Genomic DNA, 21,925 nt, shown 5'->3' on the forward strand with positions numbered 1-21,925 from the left:
CTAGGAAGGGGTTGTCACTGCTATTTCGGTCCGTGGTGGGAAACAATGGATCGTGGAGGCCGCCGTCGGGTGGCAGCGATGCCGGTCGCAGCGATCGGCGCAGTATCGAGAGGAACCCATCGTGACCAACGATCACATCGAGCACATCACCTTCCGCAACGCCGACATGTACTGGGACATCGCCGCTGACGTGTACTTCCCGCCGTCCTTCGACGCCGAGAAGACCTACCCGGCCATCGTCAGCGCGCATCCCATCGGCAGCTGCAAGGAGCAGACCTCCGGCAACATCTACGCGACGCGGCTGGCCGAGGAGGGCTACGTCGTGATCGCCTTCGACGCCAGCTTCCAGGGCGAGTCGGGCGGCGAGCCCCGGCGCGTCGAGTGGCCGGCGCAGCGCGTCGAGGACTTCAGCCGCGTCGTCGACTACCTGGTCACCCTGCCCTACGTCGACGCCGACCGCATCGGCGTGCTCGGCGTCTGCGGTGGCGGCGGCTACACCTGGGGAGCGCTGAAGGTGGAGCGTCGCTTCAAGGCCGGCGTCAGCATCACGGGCGTCAACTACGGCCGCATGATGCGCGACAACGCGCAGGCCGCCGGTGGCCCCGTCGCGCTGCTCGAGGCCGTGGCGGCGCAGCGCACCGCCGAGGCGCGTGGGGCGGCGCAGGCAATCAACGGCGCGTTGGCCCCGTCGGCCGAGGTGGCCCAGCAGATCGGCGACGTCGACGTGATCGAGGCCTTCGACTACTACTGCACGCCCCGCGCGCAGCGCCCCAACGGCACCGCCACCTTCGATGTGGCGCACGGCGCGGCCGCCGTCGAATGGGATGCCTTCCACCTTGCCGACGTGCTGCTCACCCAGCCGTTGCTGATCGTCGTCGGCGACGTGCAGGGCGCCTTCGGTGCCTACCGTGACGGCCTGGCGATGTACGAGAAGGCGGGCTCCGAGAAGAAGCAGCTCCTGGTGCTGGAGGGCGTCACCCACTACGACCTCTACGACCAGCCCAAGGGCGCCGGCGTGGCGCTGGAGACGGTGATCCCGTTCTTCGCCGAGAACCTCTGATCTCTGGAGCAGACGCGAGGGCCGTGGGACATTCCGCGGCCCTCGTTTTCTCGTTCCGGTTCAGGCGCGCCCGTGCGGGGTGTGCCAGTTGTCCAGGTCGGGGCCCTTGGGGACGATGCCGTTCGGGTTCAGATCGACGTGCACCTTGTAGTAGTGGTCTTTGATCTGGGCGAAGTCGACGTTGTTGCCGAAGCCGGGGGTCTGAAAGAGGTCGCGGGCGTAGCCCCAGAGGTGAGGCATCTCGGTGAGCTTGTTGCGGTTGCACTTGAAGTGCCCGTGGTAGACGGGGTCGAAGCGAACCAGCGTGGTGAACAGCCGCACGTCGGCTTCGGTGATCGCGTCGCCCATCAGGTAGCGGGTGCGGCCGAGGCGTTCCTCCAGCCAGTCGAGGGCGGTGAAGAGGCGGTCGAAGGCCTCGTCGTAGGCCTGCTGGGAGCCGGCGAAACCACAGCGGTAGACGCCGTTGTTGACCTCCGTGTAGACGCGCCGCATCACCTCTTTCATCTCGTCGCGCTTGTCGGCGGGCCAGAGATCGGGGGCGTCCGCGCGGTGATATTGCTTCCACTCGAAGAAGAGATCCTCGGTGATCTGCGCGAAGTCGTTGGTGACCACCTCGCCCGTGCGTTCGTCGACGATGGCCGGCACGGTGATGCCGCGCGGATAGTCGGGGAAGCGCCTGAGGTAGGCGTCCTTCAGCTTGTGGATGCCGAGCACGGGATCGACGCCACCGGGATCGAGATCGAAGGTCCAGGAGTCGGCGTCGTGGGTCGGGCCCGGGGTGCCGAGCGAGATCACGTCCTGCAGGCCCAGCAACTCGCGGTCGATGATCGCCCGGTTCGCCCACGGGCAGGCATAGGCCGCCACCAGTCGGTACCGGCCGGGTTCGACGGGGTAGTCCTCAGGCCCCGGATCGCGCACGATGCGCGTCGTGATGTAGCGGGAGTCGCGGGTGAACTCCTTGCCCTTGACGGAGTACACCCCGCCCGTCGAATGTTCGGACTGTTCGCTCATGCCCCCACGCTACCTGGGGAGGACGATGACGAGAATGTAACCGGCGCGTGCATCCTGTAGCGCGTCCGTCGTTGCCGTGTTACGTCGATGAAATCGGCGCTCCGCAAGATGCGTACATGCAAACCCTCTTCGAAGGCTACGACTCCCGCACCGTGCCACGGCGGCACACTGGGCAGCCGTGGGACGAGATGTTCCCCGCCGCGGGCCAAGGCACCGGCGTGCGGGAGCCCTACCGTGAACTGATCACCGCCCTGGAGCGGCTCGACGACGAGGAGCTCCGCGCCAGGACCGACGCCCTCGCCAGCTCCTACCTCGCGCAGGGCGTCACCTTCGACTTCGCAGGCGAGGAGCGACCGTTCCCCCTCGACGTGGTGCCCCGGGTGGTCTCGGCCGACGACTGGAGCTACGTGCAGTCGGGCGTCTCGCAGCGGGTGCGGGCGCTGGAGGCCTTCCTCGCCGACATCTATGGGCGCCGCGCCGCCGTGCACGACGGCGTGATCCCCGCGTCGCTGATCAGCTCGTCGACGCACTTCCACCGCCAGGCAGCCGGGGTCACGGGCCCGAACGGCGTGCGGATCCACGTCTCGGGCATCGACATCATCCGCGACGAGGGCGGCATCTGGCGGGTGCTGGAGGACAACGTGCGGGTGCCGAGCGGCGTCAGCTACGTGCTGTCCAACCGCCGGGTGATGGCGCAGACGCTGCCGGAGCTGTTCACCAGCCTGCGGGTGCGGCCCGTCGCCGACTACCCCGAACGCCTGCTGCAGACCCTGCGTGCGGCGGCCCCGCACGGGGTGAGCGATCCCACCGTCGTCGTGCTCACGCCGGGCGTGTTCAACTCGGCCTATTACGAGCACAGCCTGCTCGCCCGCCTGATGGGCGTCGAGCTGGTGGAGGGCCGCGACCTGTTCTGCTCCGGCGGCCGGGTCTGGATGCACACCACCTCCGGCCCCACTCGCGTGGACGTGATCTACCGTCGCGTCGACGACGAGTTCCTCGACCCGCTGGCCTTCCGCCCCGACTCGGTGCTGGGCGCGCCCGGCCTGATGCTCGCCGCTCGGCTGGGCAACGTCACCATCGCCAACGCGGTGGGCAACGGCGTGGCCGACGACAAGCTGGTCTACACCTACGTGCCCGACCTGATCCGCTACTACCTGGGCGAGGAGCCGATCCTGCCCAACGTCGACACCTGGCGGCTGGAGGAGCCGAGCGCTCTGGAGGAGGTGCTGGATCGTCTCGACGAGCTGGTGGTCAAGCCCGTCGACGGCTCGGGCGGCAAGGGCATCGTCGTGGGTCCGGACGCGTCGCGGGAGCAGCTGGACGCGCTGCGCACGACGCTGCTGGCGGATCCGCGCGGCTGGATCGCCCAGCCGGTGGTGATGCTGTCGACCAGCCCGACGCTCGTCGAGGACGGGTTCCGGCCACGGCACTGCGACCTCCGGCCCTTCGCGATCAACGATGGCAACGACGTCTGGGTGCTGCCCGGCGGTCTGACCCGGGTGGCGCTGCCAGAGGGGCAGCTCGTCGTGAACTCCAGCCAGGGCGGCGGCTCGAAGGACACCTGGGTGCTCGACCGGCGGCCCGCGATGCCCGGCGCCTCGAACCAGGAGGCGGAGTTCCTCGGCACCCCGCTGACCGGAGCCGACGGGCAGGTCTCCGACCCGCACACCCCGTTCATGTCCTCGCCCCAGGACGAGGACGTCGAGGCGCGCCATCAGCAGCAACAGCAGCAACAGCAGCAGCAACGCCGAGAGGAGGACGGATCATGCTGAGCCGGATCGCCGAGGCGCTGTTCTGGATCGGGCGCTACGTGGAGCGCGCGGACGGCACCGCCCGCCTCCTCGACGTGCACCTCCAGCTCCTGCTGGAGGATCCCCGGGTGGAGGAGGACACCATGTGCTCCGCGCTGCTCGCCGTGATGGGGGCGCCGGCCGTCGAGAACGGCGACGTGCGGCGGGCCGACGTGGTGAGTCGGCTGGTGCTCGACAGCGAGCACACCGCGTCGATCGCGCACTCGATCAGCTCCGCCCGCGAGAACGCGCGCCGGGCGCGGGAGATCATCTCCGCCGAGCTGTGGGAGGCGCTGAACGAGACGCACAAGGGCATGCCGCGACGCGTCCCCGTCGATCGTACGCACTCGTTCTTCCGCTGGGTGCGCATCCGCTCGGCGCTCGCGCTGGGGCTGGTCGACTCCGCCATGAGCCGCGACGAGGCCTGGCTGTTCTTCTCGCTGGGACGCTCTCTGGAACGTGCCGACATGACGGCCCGGCTGCTCACCACCACCTCGGTGACGGGCGCGTCCGCGTCGAACTGGTCGGCGCTGTTACGCAGCTGCGGCGGCTACGAGGCCCATCTGCGCAGCTACCGTTCCGTGCCGACGGCGTCGTCCGCCGTCGAGTTCCTGCTCGTCGACCGGCTCTTCCCGGGCTCGGTGCTGGCCAGCTTCCTGAGTGCGGAGGAGTGCCTGACCGGCATCGACCCGTCCACCGGTGCGGGCACGCCCAGCCGACCGCGGCGACGGCTGGGGCGCATCCGCTCCGAGCTGGAGTTCCGCTACATCGACGACATCCTGCAGAACCTGCCCGACAGCATGCGGGACGTGCAGCTGGGGGTGGCGTCGGTCAGCGACGCCATCAGGGAACGCTACTTCCCGTCGATGGCCATGCCGATCTGGATCGAGGAGGCGCTGTGAGCAGGCTCAGGATCGTCCACCACACGGGCTTCCGCTACGCGGCCCCGGCCACCGCGTCGTACAACGAGGCGCGGATGCACCCGCACAGCCGCGAAGGCCAGATCGTGTGGGAGACCGCGCTGGAGATCTCCGCCGACGCCAGCCGCAACACCTACTCCGACTACTGGGGAACCACCGTGTCCACGTTCGAGGTGCTCATCCCGCACGAGGAGCTGTCGGTGCGCGCCACCAGCGTCGTCGACATCCGGCCGCGTCCGCTGGCCCCGGCGACCATGGGATGGGACGAACTGGCCCGCCGGATCCCCATCTCGGTCACGCTCAACGAATGCCTGGAGCAGACCCCGGCCACCGCGCCAGACGAGGACATGCTCGCCCTGGCCGCCCGGATCAAGGCTGAGGGCGGCAACGTCGACCAGACGGCCCGCGCCATCTGCCAGGCGATCGGCGAGGCGATGGAGTATCGACGCGGCGTCACGGGCGTGCAGTCGACGGCCCAGGACGCGTGGCAGGCCCGCACGGGCGTGTGCCAGGACATCGCGCACGTCTCGCTAGGCGTGTTGCGCTCGGCGGGCATCCCGGCGCGGTACGTCTCGGGCTACCTGCACCCCGATCGAGAGGCGCCGGTGGGAGTGCCCGTCGTGGGGGAGTCGCACGCGTGGATCGAGTGGTTCGCCGGCGAATGGCGCGGCTACGACCCCACCAACCTGTGCGAGATCGGCGAGCTTCACGTCTACGTCGGCCACGGCCGTGATTACTCCGACGTGCCCCCTCTGCGCGGCGTCTACGCCGGCTCGAGCGGCTCCGACATGTTCGTCTCGGTGGAGCTGACCCGCCTGAACTGACCGGATTCATGCGCTCCGCGCCCTGGAACTGGCCCGTCGGGTAGGCCAGACTACTCAGAAGCAAAGCGCCGCCCGCAATGCGAGCGGGTCGGCGCGACCAGCGAACGAGGTGGTGTCGGGATGATGATGTCAGGGCAGAGTTCGAGCGCTTCGGTGGGAATGACCCCTCCGATATCGCGGGTGATCATGATCGCCACAGCGGCGGCCATCGGTGGTTTCCTCTTCGGTTTCGATACCGCCGTCATCAACGGCGCGGTCGACGCCGTCAAGGCGTGGAGCGGCGCCGGTGACTTCCTGCTCGGCTTCTCCGTCGCGGGCGGGCTCGTCGGCTGTGCGATCGGCGCCTGGTTCGCGGGCCCCATCTCGGCCAAGTACGGCCGGATCCGGGTGATGCAGATCGCCGCCGTGGTCTTCTTCTTGAGCGCGCTCGGGTCGGGCATCGCGTGGGAGATCTGGTCGTTGACCGCTTGGCGGCTCTTCGGCGGGCTCGCCGTCGGAGCAGCGAGCGTGATCGCCCCGGCCTACATCGCCGAGGTATCGCCGGCCCATGTCCGCGGTCGCTTGGGCTCGATGCAGCAGATGGCGATCGTCGTCGGCATCTTCGTCTCGCTGCTCAGCAACTACGCCCTCGCCCAGGCAGCGGGTGGTGCAGGCAACGATCTGTGGTTCGGCTTGGAGGCGTGGCGCTGGATGTTCATGGCCGAGTGCATCCCGGCCCTCATCTACGGCGTGCTGGCGTCGATGATCCCTGAGTCGCCCAGGTTCCTTGTCGGCCAAGGACGCCTGGAGGAAGCCAGGAAGGTGCTGGAGCACTACGTGGGCGGCGATCCAGACGCGAAGGTCGCGGAGATCCGGGAGTCCATGGCAGCCGACGCTGGCCAGAAGCAGTCCATCAAGGTGCTGACGGGGGGTCGGTTCGGTCTGCTACCCATCGTCTGGGTCGGCATCGCCTTGTCGATCTTCCAGCAGGCCGTCGGCATCAATGTGATCTTCTACTACTCGTCGATGCTGTGGCAGGCCGTCGGTTTCGACGAGTCCAGTGCGCTGCTCACCAGCGTGTTCACCTCCGTGGTGAACATCGTGACCACGGTCATCGCCATCGCTCTGGTCGACAGGATCGGGCGCAAGCCGTTGCTGCTCATCGGCTCGGCCGGCATGATCGTCACGCTCGGCACCATGGCCTACATCTTCGGCACTGCACCGATGAAGACGCTGGCCGACGGCAGCACGCAGCCCGACTTGGTCGGCTCCACAGCCGGCATCATCGCGGTGGTAGCGGCGAACCTCTACGTGGTGTTCTTCGGCATGAGCTGGGGCCCCGTCGTCTGGGTGCTGCTGGGCGAGATGTTCAACAACCGGATCCGCGCCTACGCGATCTCCGTGGCCGCTGCGGCCCAGTGGGGTGCCAACTTCCTGGTGTCGGTGACGTTCCCGTCGCTCGCTTCGGCGGGCCTCGGCATCGCCTACGGTCTCTACACGTCGATGGCGTTGTTGTCGTTGATCTTCGTCTGGGCCATGGTGAAGGAGACCCGCGGCCGTGAACTGGAGGACATGCAGTAGCGGATCTTTCGCGACTCTTCGCGCGGCCGGATATTCCGGCTAGCCTGGCCGGACGCACCCGACTTTTCGGGTGCGTCCTGGTCGGTGTGAAGGAGGACACATGGTTTATCGGGTTCAGGGTGTTGTGGTTCGGGCGAAGGATGCGCCGGCGACGATCGAGACGGTGATCGTGCCGGATCCGGGGCCGGGAGAGGCGGTGGTCGACATCATCTCGTGCGGCGTCTGCCACACCGACCTGCACTACAAGCAAGGCGGCATCAACGACGACTTCCCGTTCCTGCTGGGCCACGAGGCCACCGGCCGCGTCGCCGCGGTGGGCGAGGGAGTGACCGAGGTGGCCGTGGGTGACCGCGTGATCCTGAACTGGCGAGCTGTCTGCGGACAGTGTCGGGCGTGCCTGAAGGGTCAGCCCAAGTACTGCTTCAACACCCATAACGCCACGAGCAAGATGACGCTGGAGGACGGCACCGAGCTGTCGGCGGCGCTTGGCATCGGGGCCTTCATCGAGAAGACCCTGGTGGCGGCCGGGCAGTGCACCAAGATCGACGAGGAGTCCGATGCGGCGGCCGTTGGCCTGCTGGGCTGCGGGATCATGGCCGGCATCGGCGCCGCGATCAACACCGGCGAGGTGAAGCGCGGCGAGTCCGTCGCGGTGATCGGCTGCGGCGGCGTCGGCACGGCGGCCATCGCGGGTGCGCAGCTCGCGGGCGCCACCACCATCGTCGCGGTGGACATCGACGACGCCAAGCTGGAGCAGGCCAAGCGTTTCGGTGCCACCCACACGGTGAACTCGCGCGACGAGGACGCGGTGGTGGCCATTCAGGGGTTCACCGGCGGCTTCGGCGCTGACGTGGTGATCGATGCCGTCGGCCGGCCCGAGACCTATCGCCAAGCCTTCTACGCCCGCGACCTCGCGGGCCGCGTCGTGCTGGTGGGCGTGCCGACCCCGGAGATGACGCTGGAGCTGCCGCTGCTGGATGTGTTCGGGCGCGGCGGCTCGCTGAAGTCGTCCTGGTACGGCGACTGCCTGCCCAGCCACGATTTCCCGATGCTGATCGACCAGTACAAGCTGGGCCGGCTCGACCTTGACGGCTTCGTCAGCGAGCGGATCGGCCTGGGCGACGTCGAGGCCGCGTTCGAGAAGATGCACGGCGGCACCGTGCTGCGCTCCGTCGTGGAGCTGTGAGGGGGATAGGGCTATGGCAGCAACCATTCAGAACCTGGTCACCAGCGGCACCTTCTCGCTGGACGGCGGCACCTGGGACGTCGACAACAACGTCTGGATCGTCGGCGACGAGTCCGAAGTGATCGTGATCGATCCCGCGCATGATCCGGCGGCCATCGCCGAGGCGGTGGGGGACCGCAAGACCCTGGCCATCCTGCTCACCCACGGTCACGACGACCACATCCGCGCCGCCCGCGAGACCGCTCGGCTGCTCGAGGCGCCGATCCGGCTCAACCCGGAGGACCGGATGCTGTGGGACGCGGTCTACGACGAGGCCCCCGACGGCGAGATCGCGGACGGAGACGTGTTCTCCGTCGCTGGTGTGGAGTTGCAGGCCCTGTACACCCCGGGTCATTCCCCGGGCTCGACCTGCTTCTACGCGCCGGCGCTGGGCACCGTCTTCAGCGGAGACACCCTGTTCAACGGCGGCCCGGGAGCCACCGGTCGCTCCTACAGCGACTTCCCGACCATCGTCGAGTCGATCCGGACCCGGTTGCTGACGCTGCCGTCCGAGACCGTCGTGCGTACCGGCCACGGCGACTCGACCGTGATCGGCGACGAGGCCCCGCACCTCCAGGAATGGATCGACCGAGGCCACTGACCGAGCTGTCCGATGACTAACGCACACTCGATGGGCTGACGAGGGGTAAATCCCTTTCTGGAGCCGTCGAGTGTGCGTTAGTCATCTTTCCCCGTTGTCACGCCATCGGTCAGGATCCTAGTTATTCTAGCTATACTAGAAATATGTTGTGGCATGTAGATCCCTCCTCCTCTGTGCCGTTGTTCGAGCAGCTCGCCTCCTCCGTGCGGCGGGCGATCATCGATGGCGACCTTCGTTCGGGTGAACGGCTGCCCTCCGCGAAGGAGGTGGCGGGCTCACTGGACGTGAACATGCACACGGTGCTGCGCGCCTATCAGGTGCTCCGCGATGAGGGGCTGGTGGATCTGCGTCGCGGGCGTGGAGCGGTTGTCGCGCACAGCGATCCGGGTTTCGTCGCACTCGTCGAGCGGGTGGATCAGCTTCTCGCCGATGCCGCCCGGCTGGGCCTGAGCCCCAAAGAGGTCTCCGCGCTGATCGAGGCCCGGCCGTGAGCGCCCCGGCCAAGGCGCCTCGTTTCGTGAAGTTGCTGCCGGTGGTGCTCATCGTCGCCTTCGCGACGATCTCCTCGCTGCTCATCTGGCTGGCGCGCAACGACCTGCCGTCGCAGATCGCCGTCCACTGGGGTGCTGACGGTCGTCCCGATGGATTTGCGGGTTTCTGGGAGATGTTCATCACGAACGCGGTGATGATGTTCGTGTTCCCGCTGCTGCTGTGGGGTCTCGGGCTGGCGGTGCGCCAGGAGCGGCCGATGGGCGCCATCGCCCCGGGATTGTCGGCGTTCCTCGGGGTTCTTTTCACGGGAAGCACCCTCGCTCAGCGCGACATGAACCCGGGCGAGGAAGCAGGCGTGACCGGGCTGATCTGGATCGGCGTGCTGGCCGGCCTTGCCGTCGGGCTCCTTCTTTGGTTTCTGCTGCGCCGCAAGCCAGATGACTATGCGGTAGCGTCCGGCGCGCCCGGCGCCGACGTCCCCACGCTTCGCGTATCGCCCACCACCCGGGTGGCCTGGACGGGATATACGCGAGTCACCGGATGGATCTGGCTGTTCGCCGGCATCGCGCTGGCGCCGATGCTGGTGGTGAGCGCGGTCTTCGCCGTCAACCGCAGCTGGTCCGATGCGGCGCTGATGCTGCTCCTCGGTGTGGCCCTCAGCCTCTTCGTGCTCACCGCCTCCTATGCTCGCGTCACGATCGATGTTCGGGGAGTCCGGGTCAGCGGAGCGGGCGTGATCAGATGGGTGAATGTGCCGCTCGCCAACATCCAAGCCGCAGAGGTGACCACCGTCGACCCGGTGGGTGACTTCGGGGGATACGGTCGCCGTGTCGCTCTCGGCGGCGAGCGCGAGGGGATGGTCACCTCGAAGGGCCAGGCGATCCTGATCGAGCGCGCCGACGAGCGCCCCATGGTGGTGACTATCGACGACGCCCGCCGCGCCGCAGCCACCCTCAACACCCTGCTCGTCAGGGACCGCCGACGCGGATAGCCATCGGTATACTCAGAGTATGACTGCCACGACGATCAAGGTTCCGTCGCACCTGCGTGACCGGCTGAAGGGTGATGCCGCTCAGTATGGGCGCACGATGGCCGAGCACATCGAGGCGCTGATGGACGAGGAGGCCCGTCGGCGCAGGCTCGTGACGCTCCGCGAGCAGATGGCTGCCAATCCGCCGGACGACGATTATCGCCGCGAGGCCGAGGCCTGGCAGAGCGACCATTGGCGATGATCGTCCCGGGGCAGGTCTACTGGGTGAGGCCTGACGCCACGATCGGTCGCGAGCAGTCCGGACGGCGTCCTGCTGTGGTCGTCAGCGGTACCGGCTACCTGGAAGCGGTCACCACTTTGGTCTGGGTGGTTCCCGTGACGAGCGTCGACCGTCGTTGGGACAACCACGTCGAGTTGGCCGGCGCCACGGGGCTTGCGAAAGCGAGCTTTGCGATGACGGAGCAGTTGCGCGTCATTTCCCGCGAGCGTCTCGACGGACTGCTCGGCGCCGTCGACGATGCCACCTTGGAGCGGATTCGCAGTTGGATCCGCGACTTCCTCGTCGACTGATTTCCCCGTTCGGGAGCCCCGTTGGGCGCGCGAAACCGACGCCGGTCGGCAGTGACTCCCAGGCCGCTTATCGGTGGGTGAAGGCGAAGAAGTGGAACCGCCAGGGGGCAAGGTCGACGTAGAGGCCGTCCTGGGCTAGTTCGTCGCCGGAGCGCTCGAAGTGCTGGTCGTTGATCGGGTCGTCCAGCGACCAGTCCCGCCCGGCCCAGTCCCCGGTGAGGTGCACGCGAGCTTGGGCGCTTTCGGCCGTCAGGTTCGCGATGACCACATATGAACCCGCCTCGCCCCACCACTGCCAGGCGACCAGGTTGCGCTGGGAGTCGTTGTCAGGCCAGCCGCTCACCTCGGCGATCGACCAGGCCGCGTCGCGAAGGCCGGAATCGGCGATGGCGCCGAGCAGACGACGGTAGAACTCCTGGGTGTTCGGATCGGCCGGCTCGACCGGACCCCGGTTGAGAAAGACGGGGACGTGCGTACGCAGCCCGTCGAACTGTCCGTCGTGAAAGAGCCTGGCGCCGGGCAGCATCGACGTGACCACGGCCGCCACCCGCGCCCGGTCCGGGCCGAAGGCGGTGGTGGCGCGGGGCTCGTCATGATTCTCGACGAAGCGCAGCAGCTTGTCCTGGTAGCCGACGCCGGCCCGCAGGTGGGCGCGCGCGGCTTCGGCGTCGTCGTCGAGGAGATAGTCATAGAGCAGCTTGTCGTAGCAGTAATCGAAGCCCTGTTCCTGGAGCTGACGCTCCGTGTCCCAGTAGGCCTCGGCGATGAAGGTGAAGTCGGGTCGTTGCGCCTTCACGGCACCGATGATCTCCGGCCAGTACTCCTTGTCGGGGATGACCCCGGCGCGCTCGCCCCAGGTGCGGGCGAAGATGTCGGTGCACATCAGCATCGCCATGTCGCAGCGCACGCCGTCGCAGCGCTCTGCCATCATGCTCAGAATCTCGACGTGCGCCTCGCGGAGGGCGGGGGAGAAGCCGTTGACCTGGACGACGTCGGGCCAGGCCGGGAAGAACGGGTCGCGGCCGCGGGCGAAGATGCCGTCCGGGGTCTCGATGAACGACTCGGGATCGGCCAGCAGGTCGTGCTCGGTGCCTCGGATCAGCAGCTCGGGGCGCTCCGCCAGCCAGGCGTGATCGGGGGCGACGTGGTTGGGGATGAAGCCCAGCAGGAGCCCGAGGCCTCGGCGCGCCAGTTCCTCGCGGGCGACGGCCAGCGCCTCGTTGCCCCCGAATCGCTCGTCCACCACGTACTCGCGCACGCAATACGGTGAGCCGATGGCGTCCTCGTCGCGCAGGTCGGGCACCGCGTCGCGCATCGCCGCCATGCGTCCGGGATCGGCGAGGGCCAGCTCCCGACCCAGCGCGCTGCGTTGCCCCACGCCCATCAGCCACACCGCGTCGATCCCCAGGCTCCCCAGCCGGTCCCAGGCGGAGGCGGGCACCTCGTCCAGCCGGAGCGGGCCTCGACCGTCTTCTGCGCCGAGGCGGCGCAGCCAGACGGCGGTGTTGATCTCAAAGATGGTGGGGCGTTTGGGCAACCTCACGGCGTTCCTCTCGGCGGCGGGCAGGGCTGTCCGATTCTCCCATTCGCCGGTGTCCATCGGGCCCCTCGCCGTCGTTATCCGCTCCACCGGCAGAGCGCCCGGATCAGATTGGCTCGCCACACCGCCCAGTCGTGGCCGGCCTCGAATCCGTGGCAGGTGACGCTGCGCCCCGACGCGCTCAAGGTGGCGGCCAGGGTGCGCGCGTCGCTCAACATGTCGCCCTCGTAGGTGCCGGCGTGCAGCTCGATGGATCGCCAGGCGGGCTCCTTCAGGAGCGCCTCCGCGACGTCGAAGCGCCACAGCGATGCCGACTGGGCGATCGCGTGCTGCACCTGGCCTCCGGACAGGGCCACCGTCCACAACGAGGCGATGCCGCCGAGGCTCTGCCCTGAGACGAGCGTGGCCGCGCCGTCTGGGGCCACGTCCCAGCCCGAGCGGACGCGCGGCAGCAGCGCGTCGATGACGGTGTCGACCTGTCGACCCGGCACCCCGAGTGCTTCGCGTCGGTGGTTCTGGTCGCCCGAATCGAGCATCGCGACGTGCAGCGGCGGGATCTGGCCCGCACCGATCATGGCGTCCAGGATCGAGGACAGCCCTAGCTTGCGCCACACCTGGCCGTCGTACAGAACTAGCAGGGGGGTCGCTGTGTCGCGGCCAGGGGAGTAGACCCACGCGCGCTCGTCGCCGGGAAGGGCGACCTCGTCGACGCGAGAGCCGACGGCCGGCTCGAGACCGCGCCAGAGTTCCGTTGGTGCGAGCGGGCCTGCAGCTACCGAGGAGGCCTCGCCCCGCGAGCCATGGACGATGTCGGCGCCGCGCGGGTCGATGACGCTGGCCCGCGTGGCGGCGCGGATCACCGGACGTCGACCGCTCGCGGCGCGCCACGGGGGCTCCTCGTCCTGGTGCCAGACGCTGATGCGATAGGAGGCGCGCAGCGAGGCGGGCATCCTGAGGCAGATGGTCCAGAGGTCGGATCCGGGCAGCCGGGCGAGTTCCATCCTGGCGACATCGCTGTGGTCGAAGACCGGGTTGGTCCACAGCATCACCGATCGCGCCTCGGGATCCTGGAACGTCCAGGTCCACAGCGTCGACTCGGGATCGCTGGGGTCGGGCTCGATGAAGGGGTTCGGTCGAGCCAGCGCCTCCCGCGCGCGCGCCTCGACGTCGACCGTGTCCGTCCACGAGGCCTCGAGCGACCCGACGATGCGGTCCACCGACGGCTCCCTGCGACGGGGCGTCGTCCGGAGCTCGGTGTGCCGGTTGCCCAGCCGGTCGCGCCACACGTGCAGATCTCTGGAACCACCGGGATTGGGGACGGAGCCGATCACCTGGCCGCCCATCATTGCTCCGTGCGGGGGCCGAGCGGGACGAGCAGCTCGATCGAGGCGCGCGTCGCGCGAGAGGTGTTGCTCATGACCTTAACCTTCACGCATCTGACGGGGTTCTGCCGTCGCTGCTCACTCGTCGAGATCGAGGCGGTAGCCCATCCCCGGTTCCGTGATCAGGTAGCGCGGGCTGCCGGGATCGGGCTCCAGCTTCTTGCGGAGCTGCGAGAGGTACAGGCGCAGGTAGCCGGTGTCCTTGGCGTGCTCGGTGCCCCAGATGCTGGTGAGCAGCGTCTGCCGGGTGACCAGCTTGCCGGGATTGCGGATCAGGATCTCGAGCACCTGCCATTCGGTGGGGGTGAGCCGGATGTGCCGACGCTGGCCGCCGGAGGTGTCGACGGCGCTGCGGGCGGCCAGGTCGATGGTGATCTCCCCGAGCCGCACCACGGGGCTCGGCTCCTGCTGCGGGGCACGACGGGTCAGCGCCCGGATCCGGGCCAGCAGCTCGGTGACGGAGAAGGGCTTGGTGACGTAGTCGTCGGCGCCGGCGTCGAGGGCCTCCACCTTGTCGGCGGCGCCGGCGCGTCCCGACACCACCAGGATCGGTGCCTCCGACCAGCCGCGAATGCCGTGGATCACGTCGATCCCGTCCAGGCCTGGCATGCCGAGGTCGAGCAGGAAGAGATCTGGCTGCTGGTCGACCGCCGCGCGGATCGCGCTGGTGCCATCGGCGGCGGTGACGATCTCGTAGCCCTTCGCCGTGAGGGTGATGCGCAGCGCGCGCACCAGCTGGGGGTCGTCGTCGGCGACCAGGATCTTCATGCGTCGTCCTCCTCGTGCGCGCCGGGCAGCGAGACCGCCATCGTCAGGCCGCCGCCGGGGGTGTCCTCCGGGGTGATGGTGCCGTTCATCGCCTCGACGAAGCCCTTTGACAGCGCCAGGCCGAGGCCGAGCCCGGTGCTGTTATCGGTGTCGCCGAGGCGCTGGAAGGGCACGAAGATGTCGTCGCGGCGCTCGGCGGGGATGCCGGGGCCGTGGTCGACGATGCGGATCTCGACGCGCTGGCCGACCTCCGTCGTCACGATCTGCACGCCCGCCGGCGAGTAGCGTACGGCGTTGGCCAGCAGGTTCACCAGCACGCGCTGCAACAGCACCGCGTCCGCCAGCGCTTGCGCCGCGCCGTGGCGCAGGTCCAGTGCCACCTCGCCGGGCCCGAGTTCGAGTTCGTCGAGGGCCGGCAGGATGACATCGGCGGGATCGACGGGGCTCGTCGAGATGGTCAGGACGCCCGCCTGGAGACGGCTCACATCGAGCAGGTCGGTGACCAGCGTCGACAGCGCGGCCAGGCTCTCGTCGGCCGTGGCCAGCAACTCCCTCCTGTCCTCGGGAGACAGCGCCTCGTCGGCCGCGCGCAGCCCGCCGACGGCGGCCGTGGCAGCAGCGAGGGGACGCCGGAGGTCGTGGCTGAGGGCGGAGAGCAGGGCGCCGCGCACCCGGTCGGAGGCCGCCATCGGCTCCAGCTCGTCGGCGGTGGCCCGGTAGAGCCGGGCGGAGCGGGCTTGGCGCTCTGCCCGATCGACGACGAAGCTCACCAGAGCGGCGATCGCGATGTGCAGCACCAACGCCGCGATGTGCAGCGGGTCGGCGATCATGATCTGGAAGTGCGGCTGCAGGAAGAAGAAGTCGAGCGTCAGCCCGGAGATCACCGCGGCGAAGAGCGCGGGCCAGATCCCGCCCACCAGCGCGACGAGCACCACCACCAGCTGAAAGCTCAGCACCTCGGTGGCGATCGACTCGGAGTTGTGGAGGGCCCTCAGCGGTGCGGCCAGTAGCGGCACGCCGACGATCGCCAGCGCGAACCCGGCGCGCACCCGTCCCCGGGGGAGGCTGCCCCGAAGGCGGGGCACTGGTTCGACGACGCGGTCCACCGGAAAAGCCTACTCTCGACGGATAGGTGGCGTCCCGCTAGGCAACATGCACCCACGGGCGCAGGGTGGGATCGGGCTCCGCCTCGCGCACCACCTCCCGCGTCATCGGCGCGATCTCGCCCTCGCCGAAGATCAGGAAGCGCAGCAGATTGCGCAGCGGATGGCCTTCGGTCCAGCGGAAGTAGATGTGCGGAGGGCAGCCGAAGGTGCGCTGGATGTGCAGGGCCACCGCGGCTATCGCATTGGGCACCGTGCTGCCGCGTACCGTCAGCACCGCGAATCCATGACGGCGCTCGCCCTGAACGAGCAGCTCGTCCTCGAACTCGGACCCGTCCGCGACGACGATCTCGATGAAGATGACGTCGTTGTCGGGCAGCCGGTGGGCGAGCCGGGCATGGTGGAGCTTCTGACGGTAGCGGCTCGCGCAGACGTTGGTGGGTTCGTGGGCGATCAGGCGCACCGCACTCCTCGTCGCATGCTCGACGAGCTGCGTCGCCACCGGGTCGAGGTGAACGGAGGTGGCGCGCAGCTCGGTGGAGCGTGCGGCGCGCGAGACGAAGCTGACCACGACGATGCCGACGATGAAGACCACGGCGATCTTGATGCCGTCCGGGCGCTCGACGATGTTCGCGATCGTGGTGTAGAGGAACACCGCGGTGGCGACGCCGAAGCCGAGCGTTGCGCCGCGCTGTCCCTCGCGTCGGGCGGTCAGCGTGACGGCGAACGCGGCGGAGGTGATCAGGACGAGCACGCCGGTGGCGTAGGCGCCGCCCTGCGCGTCGACGCTGGCCTGGAAGACGATGGTGATCACGAACGCGACGACGGTGAACACCAGCACCAAGGGGCGGGTGGCGCGCGCCCAGGCCGGGGCCATGCCGTAGCGCGGCAGGTAGCGGGGGACCAGGTTGAGCAGTCCGGCCATGGCCGACGCGCCGGCGAACCACAGGATCGTGATGGTCACCACGTCGTAGAGCGTGCCGAAGCCCTCGCCGAGGTACTCGTGCGCCAGATAGGCGAGCGCGCGGCCGTTGGCGCCGCCTCCCTCCTCGAACTCGGCGGCGGGGATCAGCGCCACCGTGGTGATCGACGACGTGACCAGAAACGCGCTCATGATCAGGGCCGAGGTGGTGAGCAGTCGCCGCGCGCCGCGGATGCGGCCGTTGGGCTGGGACTCGGTGTCGCCCGCGTCGCCGCGGATCTGCGGCATCACGGCCACGCCGGTCTCGAAGCCGGACAGACCGAGCACCAGCTTGGGGAAGGCGATCAGAGCGACGGCGACCACGAGCAGCGGATCGCCGTGCTGGGTGGTCAGCAGTGTCCACCAGTCGTCGATCACGACGGGGTTCTCGAACAGGTGGCCGAGCGCGACCGCGATCACCACCAGGTTGACCAGCAGGAAGGCGGCGACGAGCACCGTCGCCAGCCGGATCGCCTCGCGGAATCCGCGCAGGAACACGGCTCCGACGGCCGCGAGCAGCGCCAGCGTGATCGCCACCTCCTGTCCGCGGAGGCCCTCTGGGGCGTAGGGGTTCTCGACCAGATGGGCGGTGGCGTCGGCGGCCGACAGCGTCATGGTGATCATGAAGTCGGTGGCGGCGAATCCCAGCAGCACCAGCACCAGCAGCTTGCCGCGCCAGCCGGGCAGCAGGTGCGCCAGCATCGCGATGGACCCAGCGCCGTGCGGGCTCTCCTTGGCAACGCGGCGGTAAACGGGCAGCGCGCCGACCAGGGTCACGACGACGAGCAGGATCGTGGCGATGGGTGCCACCGCGCCGGCGGCAAGCGCCGCGATGGCCGGCTGGTAGCCGAGCGTCGAGAAGTAGTCGACGCCGGTCAGACACATGACGCGCAACCAGTGCGAGCGCGGTTGCCCCTCGGGTTTTCCGTGCGGCCCCGTCTGGCGCCCGGGTGAGACCTCAGTGTCCGCGAGGAGCCATCCGCGCAGCCCGCCGGTGCGTGGCGCGGGAGATGGGTCGGCATCCAGGGCGGGTGACTCCGCGATCGTCGTGCTCACGTCTCCATGGAACCGCCGTCAGCGGCCGGGGGCGGCCATCCTTACGGACTCCATACGGCCAGCGGGTCGAAACTAACGAAACGCTAACGACCCTGCCGGGGAATGGAGACGGGACTCCGTTCGCGATCGACCGCCACCAGGGATGGATCAGTGGGGTCGTAGAGCACGTGCACGATGTGGCCGGGCGAGAAACGGGAGACCAGTTCCTTCTCGACCCGGACGGGTACGACGATCTCCCACCTCATCGCCTCCGCGTCGATGGCGAGCGTGAGCTTCAGGGCGTTCTCGTCCTCGGAGCCACCGGACACCCGCCGCCACGCTACGACGCGCGCCTCGGCCCTGTCTCCCTTGTCGGCGAGCGAGGCCGCCAGGTCCTTCTCCTGCTCGAAGGGCTTGCCAGCCTGGGAGACGCCCACGACGAGGAACAGCACCAGGGTGCCCGCCACGACGAAGACCACGATCATCCCGATGATGGTCGCCGGGTGCATTTCCAGAAGGTGAGCCATGGTGCGGCCGAGCCTAAGCAGCGGAAGCGGACGATCAGTGAATGCTGGATGACCATCCGGTGAACGGGTTCCCGGGCTGCTGCTGAGGATCTCGACGGGTGGGAACGGTGTCTTCCGAATGGCGTTACAGGATGACGCCACTGCCTCTTGTGATAAAGGTAAACGGAGGTTTACTATCATGAACATGCGTTCACCGATACGCGTCGAGGATCTCTCCACCAAGGCGAGGATCCGGCATGCAGCGCTCCTGCGTTTCGCGCAGGAGGGCTTCGGTGCGAGCCTGCGGGCCGTCGGCCAGGATGCCGGAGTGAGCGCGGCGGCGATCGTCAAGCACTTCGGGTCCAAGGAGGGCCTGCGGGTCGCGTGTGACGAGCAGGTCTACGAGGAGATCAAGCTGGGCAAGTTCGCGGTGTTCTCTGCGCGGCGCGATCGCCCAGGCGTCGAGCCCGAGGACTTCGCCCGGATCCCCGAGTTCCGGCCGCTGGTCGTATACCTCCTGCGTCTCTACCAGGAAGGCGGGGAGTCCGCGCGAAGGCTCCTCGACCACATGACCAGCGACATGGTCGAGTCGCTGCGCGAGGGCGTCGCCTCGGGGTTGTTCGTGCCGAGTGGTGACGACGAGCTGCGGGCCCGCTTCCTCGTCGGGGCGATGATGGGGAACCTGCTTCTCGCGCTGCACCACGCGGAGGGTGACGAGGCGCTCACGTCCGACGAGTTCTGGGAGCGCGTGCTGCGGCAGATCTTCCTGCCTGCAATGGAGCTCTATGCGGACGGACTCTTCAACGACCGCACCTTGCTCGACACCTACCTGCTCTACATCTCGGATCCGCCGATGGAAGACGCGAATCACTCGTAGTCACCGACCCTTCCATCGAACGAAAGAGAACACCCATGTCATCCATAAACCCGGGCGCGAGCATGCCCACGATCGAGATCTCCGGTCTCCGCAAGCACTTCGGCGACGTCACCGCGCTCGACGGCCTCGACCTGAAGGTCGAGCGCGGGGAAGTTCACGGCTTCCTCGGCCCGAATGGCGCCGGCAAGTCCACCACCATCCGCATTCTGCTGGGGCTGCTTCGCGCCGACGGTGGCGTCGCCCGGCTGTTCGGCGGCGATCCCTGGGCCGACGCGGTCGCCTTGCATCGCCGTCTCGCCTACGTGCCTGGCGATGTCGAACTCTGGCCCAACCTCACCGGGGGGCAGGCGATCGATCTGCTCGGCCGGCTCCGGGGCAAGAGCGATCGGGCGCGACGCGACGAGCTCTGCGAGCGTTTCGATCTCGATCCCAGTAAGAAGGGCCGTACCTACTCCAAGGGCAACCGGCAGAAGGTGGCGCTCATCGCCGCGCTGGCCAGCGACGTCGAGCTCTACCTCCTCGACGAGCCGACGGCGGGCCTGGATCCGCTGATCGAGACGGTCTTCCAGGCCTGCATCCGCGAGGTGGTGGATGAGGGGGCGACGGTGCTGTTGTCGAGCCATATCCTCGCCCAGGTCGAGGTGCTGGCTGACCGGATCTCGATCATCCGCAAGGGCGCCGTCGTCGAGTCGGGGACCCTTCACGAGATGCGCCACTTGACGCGCACGAGCTTCACTGTGCTCACTGAGCATCCGGCCGGCATGCTCTCGGCCTTGCCCGGTGTGCATGACGTGAGGCGCGAGGGCCCCAGCCTCCACTTCGATGTCGATGACCCTTCCCTGCCCGCGGTGGTTCGCCATCTGGGCGAGATCGGCGTCCTCGGCTTGACGGCCACTCCGCCCACGTTGGAGCAACTCCTGCTTCGCCACTACGGCGACGAACTCGCGAGCAACGGTTCCGTGAACGGCGTCCGTGCCAAGAGGGCCGCACTATGAGCGCGACGGCGGTAGCCCGGCACGCCGCACCCCTATCTCCGCTGGAGTCGCGGCCTCGCGATGGCCTGGCCGGGTTCGGGACGCTGCTGCTGTTCGCCTTGCGGCGCGACCGAATCCGATTCTGGGCCTGGACGCTTGGCGTCGCCATGATGTCCGGCTATTTCGCGTCGGTGCTGTCCATCGTCTTTCCCGAGCCGGAGGACCTGCAGCTCTTTGCGGCGATGACGGCCAACCCCGGAGCCGCACTGTTGATCGGGCCGGGGTTCGGTGATCACGAGCCGGCCGTCGACATCTTTCTCTCGAGCACCTATGGCATCTATCTGTTCATCGGAGCGGGGATCATGAGCATCCTCACCGTGAGCCGCCATACGCGAGTGGAGGAGCAGACGGGGAGGGCGGAGCTGGTGCGTGCGAATGTCGTCGGACGCCTCACGCCGCTGACTGTGGCGCTGAAGGTCGCGGCGGCCATGAACGTGTTGGTCGCGGTTCTCGTGGGACTGTTGCTCACGGGGATGGGTTTCGAGCCGGCGGGCTCGTTCCTGCTCGGAGCCGCCATCGCCGCGGTGGGGCTCGCGTTCGCCGGGATCACCGCGACCTGCGTCCAGCTCACTGAGTTCTCGCGCACCGGTTCGGGACTGGCCGGTGCGATCCTCGGTGGTGGCTTCCTGGTGAGGGGGCTCGGCGACATCTCCGCCTCCCACGGTGGCGGCGTGGGCTGGCTCTCCTGGCTGAGCCCCATCGGTTGGTCTCAGAAGGCGATGCCCTTCGGCGACGATGACTGGCGGCCGCTGCTTCTGGCGTTGGCCTGCTTCTTCGTCTTCGGTGGGCTCGGGTATCTGCTCCAAACCCGCAGGGACGTTGGTGCGGGTCTCGTGCCGGCTCGTCGGGGGAGGCCGTACGCCGCAGGATGGCTGTCCTCGCCCATCGCGCTGGCCGCGCGACTCCAGTTGGCCAGCGTCGTCGGTTGGTCGGCATCGCTGTTCGCCGGTGGGCTCGCCTATGGCGGCTTCACCCAGTCGATCATCGACGGTTTCCGGGACGCGCCGAAGGAGGTGCTCATCATCCTCGGCGGTGAGGACAGCCTCTTGGACGGCTATCTCGGATTAATGGGCAGCCTCATGGGTTTCGTGGTGGTGATCTATGCGATCCTCGCCGTTCAGGGATTCGCGACAGAGGAGGCCGACGGCAGGGCGGAGCCGGTGCTCGCGACTGCGGTGGGACGTGGGCGCTGGCTGGGCTCGTGGGTGGCAGTGACCGCGCTCGGTGTCGTCGTGCTCCAGGTTGCGGCGGGCCTCGGCAATGCCGTGGGCACCGCGTCGAGCATGGGCTCAGCCGAGTTCTTCGGCGTGATCATGGCGGGGCACCTCATCCAGATCCCGGCGATCTGGGCAGTTCTCGGAGTCGCTGTGCTCCTGTGCGGGCAGCGCCCGCGCCTGGCGGGCCTCGCGTGGGTCCTGTTCGGCTACTCGTTCCTGCTCGGCTTCTTCGGTCCGCTGATGGAGGCTCCTGAGTGGGCTATGAGGATCTCGCCGTTCGAGCACATCGGCCGCTATCCGGGTGAAGAAGTTCCGTACGTTGCGATGGTCGTGCTGATCGTGGTCACGGCGCTGATGATCACGGGTGGTCTTGCTCTGTTCCGACGAAGGGATCTGACCTCCGTCTAGGGCCTTGCGTGTTGACTACTTGGTGTTACTATGTACCGGTAGTCAATAAC

At 68.4% G+C, this 21,925-nt stretch carries 22 protein-coding genes; 14 read left to right on the forward strand and 8 right to left on the reverse strand.

Translation table 11 applies throughout. The annotated features are described in order from the left end of the window. Window positions 1-121: 121 nt before the first annotated feature. Window positions 122-1,060, forward strand: coding sequence for an alpha/beta hydrolase (locus tag P0D62_RS09460; protein WP_275702387.1), 939 nt, complete (start codon window positions 122-124; stop codon window positions 1,058-1,060). Between the two features lie 60 nt (window positions 1,061-1,120). Here P0D62_RS09460 and P0D62_RS09465 read toward each other — a convergent pair whose 3' ends face one another. Further along, a complete protein-coding gene (locus tag P0D62_RS09465; protein ID WP_275702388.1) occupies window positions 1,121-2,071 on the reverse strand; it encodes a glutathione S-transferase family protein in 951 nt (316 codons plus the stop codon). A 116-nt stretch (window positions 2,072-2,187) separates the two neighbouring features. On the opposite strand from P0D62_RS09465, the gene P0D62_RS09470 reads away from it, so the two are divergent. The 3 genes from P0D62_RS09470 to P0D62_RS09480 are packed head-to-tail and all read left to right on the forward strand — an operon-like array spanning window position 2,188 to window position 5,605. Then, window positions 2,188-3,843, forward strand: a complete 1,656-nt coding sequence (locus P0D62_RS09470; protein WP_275702389.1) for a circularly permuted type 2 ATP-grasp protein — start codon at window positions 2,188-2,190, stop codon at window positions 3,841-3,843. Then, a complete protein-coding gene (locus P0D62_RS09475) occupies window positions 3,837-4,763 on the forward strand; it encodes an alpha-E domain-containing protein (protein WP_275702390.1) in 927 nt (308 codons plus the stop codon). Before P0D62_RS09470 ends, P0D62_RS09475 begins: the two co-directional genes overlap by 7 nt. Continuing rightward, complete coding sequence (locus tag P0D62_RS09480; protein WP_275702391.1) at window positions 4,760-5,605, forward strand: transglutaminase family protein; 846 nt, start codon at window positions 4,760-4,762, stop codon at window positions 5,603-5,605. Before P0D62_RS09475 ends, P0D62_RS09480 begins: the two co-directional genes overlap by 4 nt. Window positions 5,606-5,655: 50 nt before the next feature. Here P0D62_RS09480 and P0D62_RS09485 read toward each other — a convergent pair whose 3' ends face one another. After that, window positions 5,656-5,814 carry a hypothetical protein gene (locus P0D62_RS09485; protein WP_275702392.1) on the reverse strand — a complete coding sequence of 53 codons (159 nt, stop codon included), beginning with the start codon at window positions 5,812-5,814 and terminating at the stop codon, window positions 5,656-5,658. Between P0D62_RS09485 and P0D62_RS09490 the strand changes: the two genes are divergently transcribed. The 7 genes from P0D62_RS09490 (at window position 5,792) to P0D62_RS09520 (ending at window position 11,044) form a co-directional block, all read left to right on the forward strand. After that, window positions 5,792-7,165, forward strand: a complete 1,374-nt coding sequence (locus P0D62_RS09490) for a sugar porter family MFS transporter (protein ID WP_275702393.1) — start codon at window positions 5,792-5,794, stop codon at window positions 7,163-7,165. The genes P0D62_RS09485 and P0D62_RS09490 overlap by 23 nt on opposite strands. 100 nt (window positions 7,166-7,265) lie before the next feature. After that, window positions 7,266-8,351, forward strand: a complete 1,086-nt coding sequence (locus tag P0D62_RS09495; protein ID WP_275702394.1) for an S-(hydroxymethyl)mycothiol dehydrogenase — start codon at window positions 7,266-7,268, stop codon at window positions 8,349-8,351. Window positions 8,352-8,364: 13 nt separating this feature from the next. After that, window positions 8,365-8,991, forward strand: coding sequence for an MBL fold metallo-hydrolase (locus P0D62_RS09500; RefSeq protein WP_275702395.1), 627 nt, complete (start codon window positions 8,365-8,367; stop codon window positions 8,989-8,991). Between the two features lie 143 nt (window positions 8,992-9,134). Continuing rightward, window positions 9,135-9,482 (forward strand): GntR family transcriptional regulator, encoded by a 348-nt coding sequence (locus P0D62_RS09505; RefSeq protein ID WP_275702396.1) that lies wholly within the window; start codon window positions 9,135-9,137, stop codon window positions 9,480-9,482. Between the two features lie 26 nt (window positions 9,483-9,508). Next, entirely contained in the window at window positions 9,509-10,474 is a 966-nt protein-coding gene (locus tag P0D62_RS09510) for a DUF1648 domain-containing protein (protein WP_275702397.1), read from the forward strand. A 19-nt stretch (window positions 10,475-10,493) separates the two neighbouring features. Next, window positions 10,494-10,715 carry a ribbon-helix-helix protein gene (locus P0D62_RS09515; RefSeq protein WP_275702398.1) on the forward strand — a complete coding sequence of 74 codons (222 nt, stop codon included), beginning with the start codon at window positions 10,494-10,496 and terminating at the stop codon, window positions 10,713-10,715. Further along, window positions 10,712-11,044, forward strand: a complete 333-nt coding sequence (locus tag P0D62_RS09520; protein ID WP_275702399.1) for a type II toxin-antitoxin system PemK/MazF family toxin — start codon at window positions 10,712-10,714, stop codon at window positions 11,042-11,044. Before P0D62_RS09515 ends, P0D62_RS09520 begins: the two co-directional genes overlap by 4 nt. 67 nt (window positions 11,045-11,111) lie before the next feature. Here P0D62_RS09520 and P0D62_RS09525 read toward each other — a convergent pair whose 3' ends face one another. The 6 genes from P0D62_RS09525 to P0D62_RS09550 all read right to left on the reverse strand — a co-directional run bounded on the left by P0D62_RS09525 (window position 11,112) and on the right by P0D62_RS09550 (window position 18,360). Next, window positions 11,112-12,644 (reverse strand): alpha-amylase family protein, encoded by a 1,533-nt coding sequence (locus P0D62_RS09525; RefSeq protein WP_275702400.1) that lies wholly within the window; start codon window positions 12,642-12,644, stop codon window positions 11,112-11,114. A gap of 17 nt (window positions 12,645-12,661) precedes the next feature. Next, window positions 12,662-13,930 (reverse strand): alpha/beta hydrolase, encoded by a 1,269-nt coding sequence (locus P0D62_RS09530; protein WP_275702401.1) that lies wholly within the window; start codon window positions 13,928-13,930, stop codon window positions 12,662-12,664. A 114-nt stretch (window positions 13,931-14,044) separates the two neighbouring features. After that, window positions 14,045-14,734, reverse strand: coding sequence for a response regulator transcription factor (locus tag P0D62_RS09535; RefSeq protein WP_275702402.1), 690 nt, complete (start codon window positions 14,732-14,734; stop codon window positions 14,045-14,047). After that, window positions 14,731-15,840 carry a sensor histidine kinase gene (locus tag P0D62_RS09540; protein WP_275702403.1) on the reverse strand — a complete coding sequence of 370 codons (1,110 nt, stop codon included), beginning with the start codon at window positions 15,838-15,840 and terminating at the stop codon, window positions 14,731-14,733. Before P0D62_RS09540 ends, P0D62_RS09535 begins: the two co-directional genes overlap by 4 nt. A 37-nt stretch (window positions 15,841-15,877) precedes the next feature. Next, window positions 15,878-17,854 (reverse strand): APC family permease, encoded by a 1,977-nt coding sequence (locus P0D62_RS09545; protein WP_319946999.1) that lies wholly within the window; start codon window positions 17,852-17,854, stop codon window positions 15,878-15,880. Between the two features lie 83 nt (window positions 17,855-17,937). Then, a complete protein-coding gene (locus tag P0D62_RS09550; protein WP_275702404.1) occupies window positions 17,938-18,360 on the reverse strand; it encodes a DUF3592 domain-containing protein in 423 nt (140 codons plus the stop codon). Between the two features lie 184 nt (window positions 18,361-18,544). Between P0D62_RS09550 and P0D62_RS09555 the strand changes: the two genes are divergently transcribed. From P0D62_RS09555 to P0D62_RS09565, 3 genes are read left to right on the forward strand one after another with little or no spacing between them, the layout of a single operon-like run. Further along, a complete protein-coding gene (locus P0D62_RS09555; protein WP_275702405.1) occupies window positions 18,545-19,216 on the forward strand; it encodes a TetR/AcrR family transcriptional regulator in 672 nt (223 codons plus the stop codon). A gap of 35 nt (window positions 19,217-19,251) precedes the next feature. Beyond that, the gene (locus tag P0D62_RS09560) at window positions 19,252-20,211 is read left to right on the forward strand and encodes an ABC transporter ATP-binding protein (protein WP_275702406.1); all 960 of its coding nucleotides are present in this window, start codon (window positions 19,252-19,254) and stop codon (window positions 20,209-20,211) included. After that, window positions 20,208-21,875, forward strand: coding sequence for an ABC transporter permease (locus P0D62_RS09565; protein WP_275702407.1), 1,668 nt, complete (start codon window positions 20,208-20,210; stop codon window positions 21,873-21,875). The genes P0D62_RS09560 and P0D62_RS09565 overlap by 4 nt, the downstream gene beginning before the upstream one ends. The last annotated feature ends 50 nt before the right edge of the window (window positions 21,876-21,925 follow it).

This window comes from Tessaracoccus caeni (assembly GCF_029211185.1).
GTDB lineage: Bacteria > Actinomycetota > Actinomycetes > Propionibacteriales > Propionibacteriaceae > Arachnia > Arachnia caeni.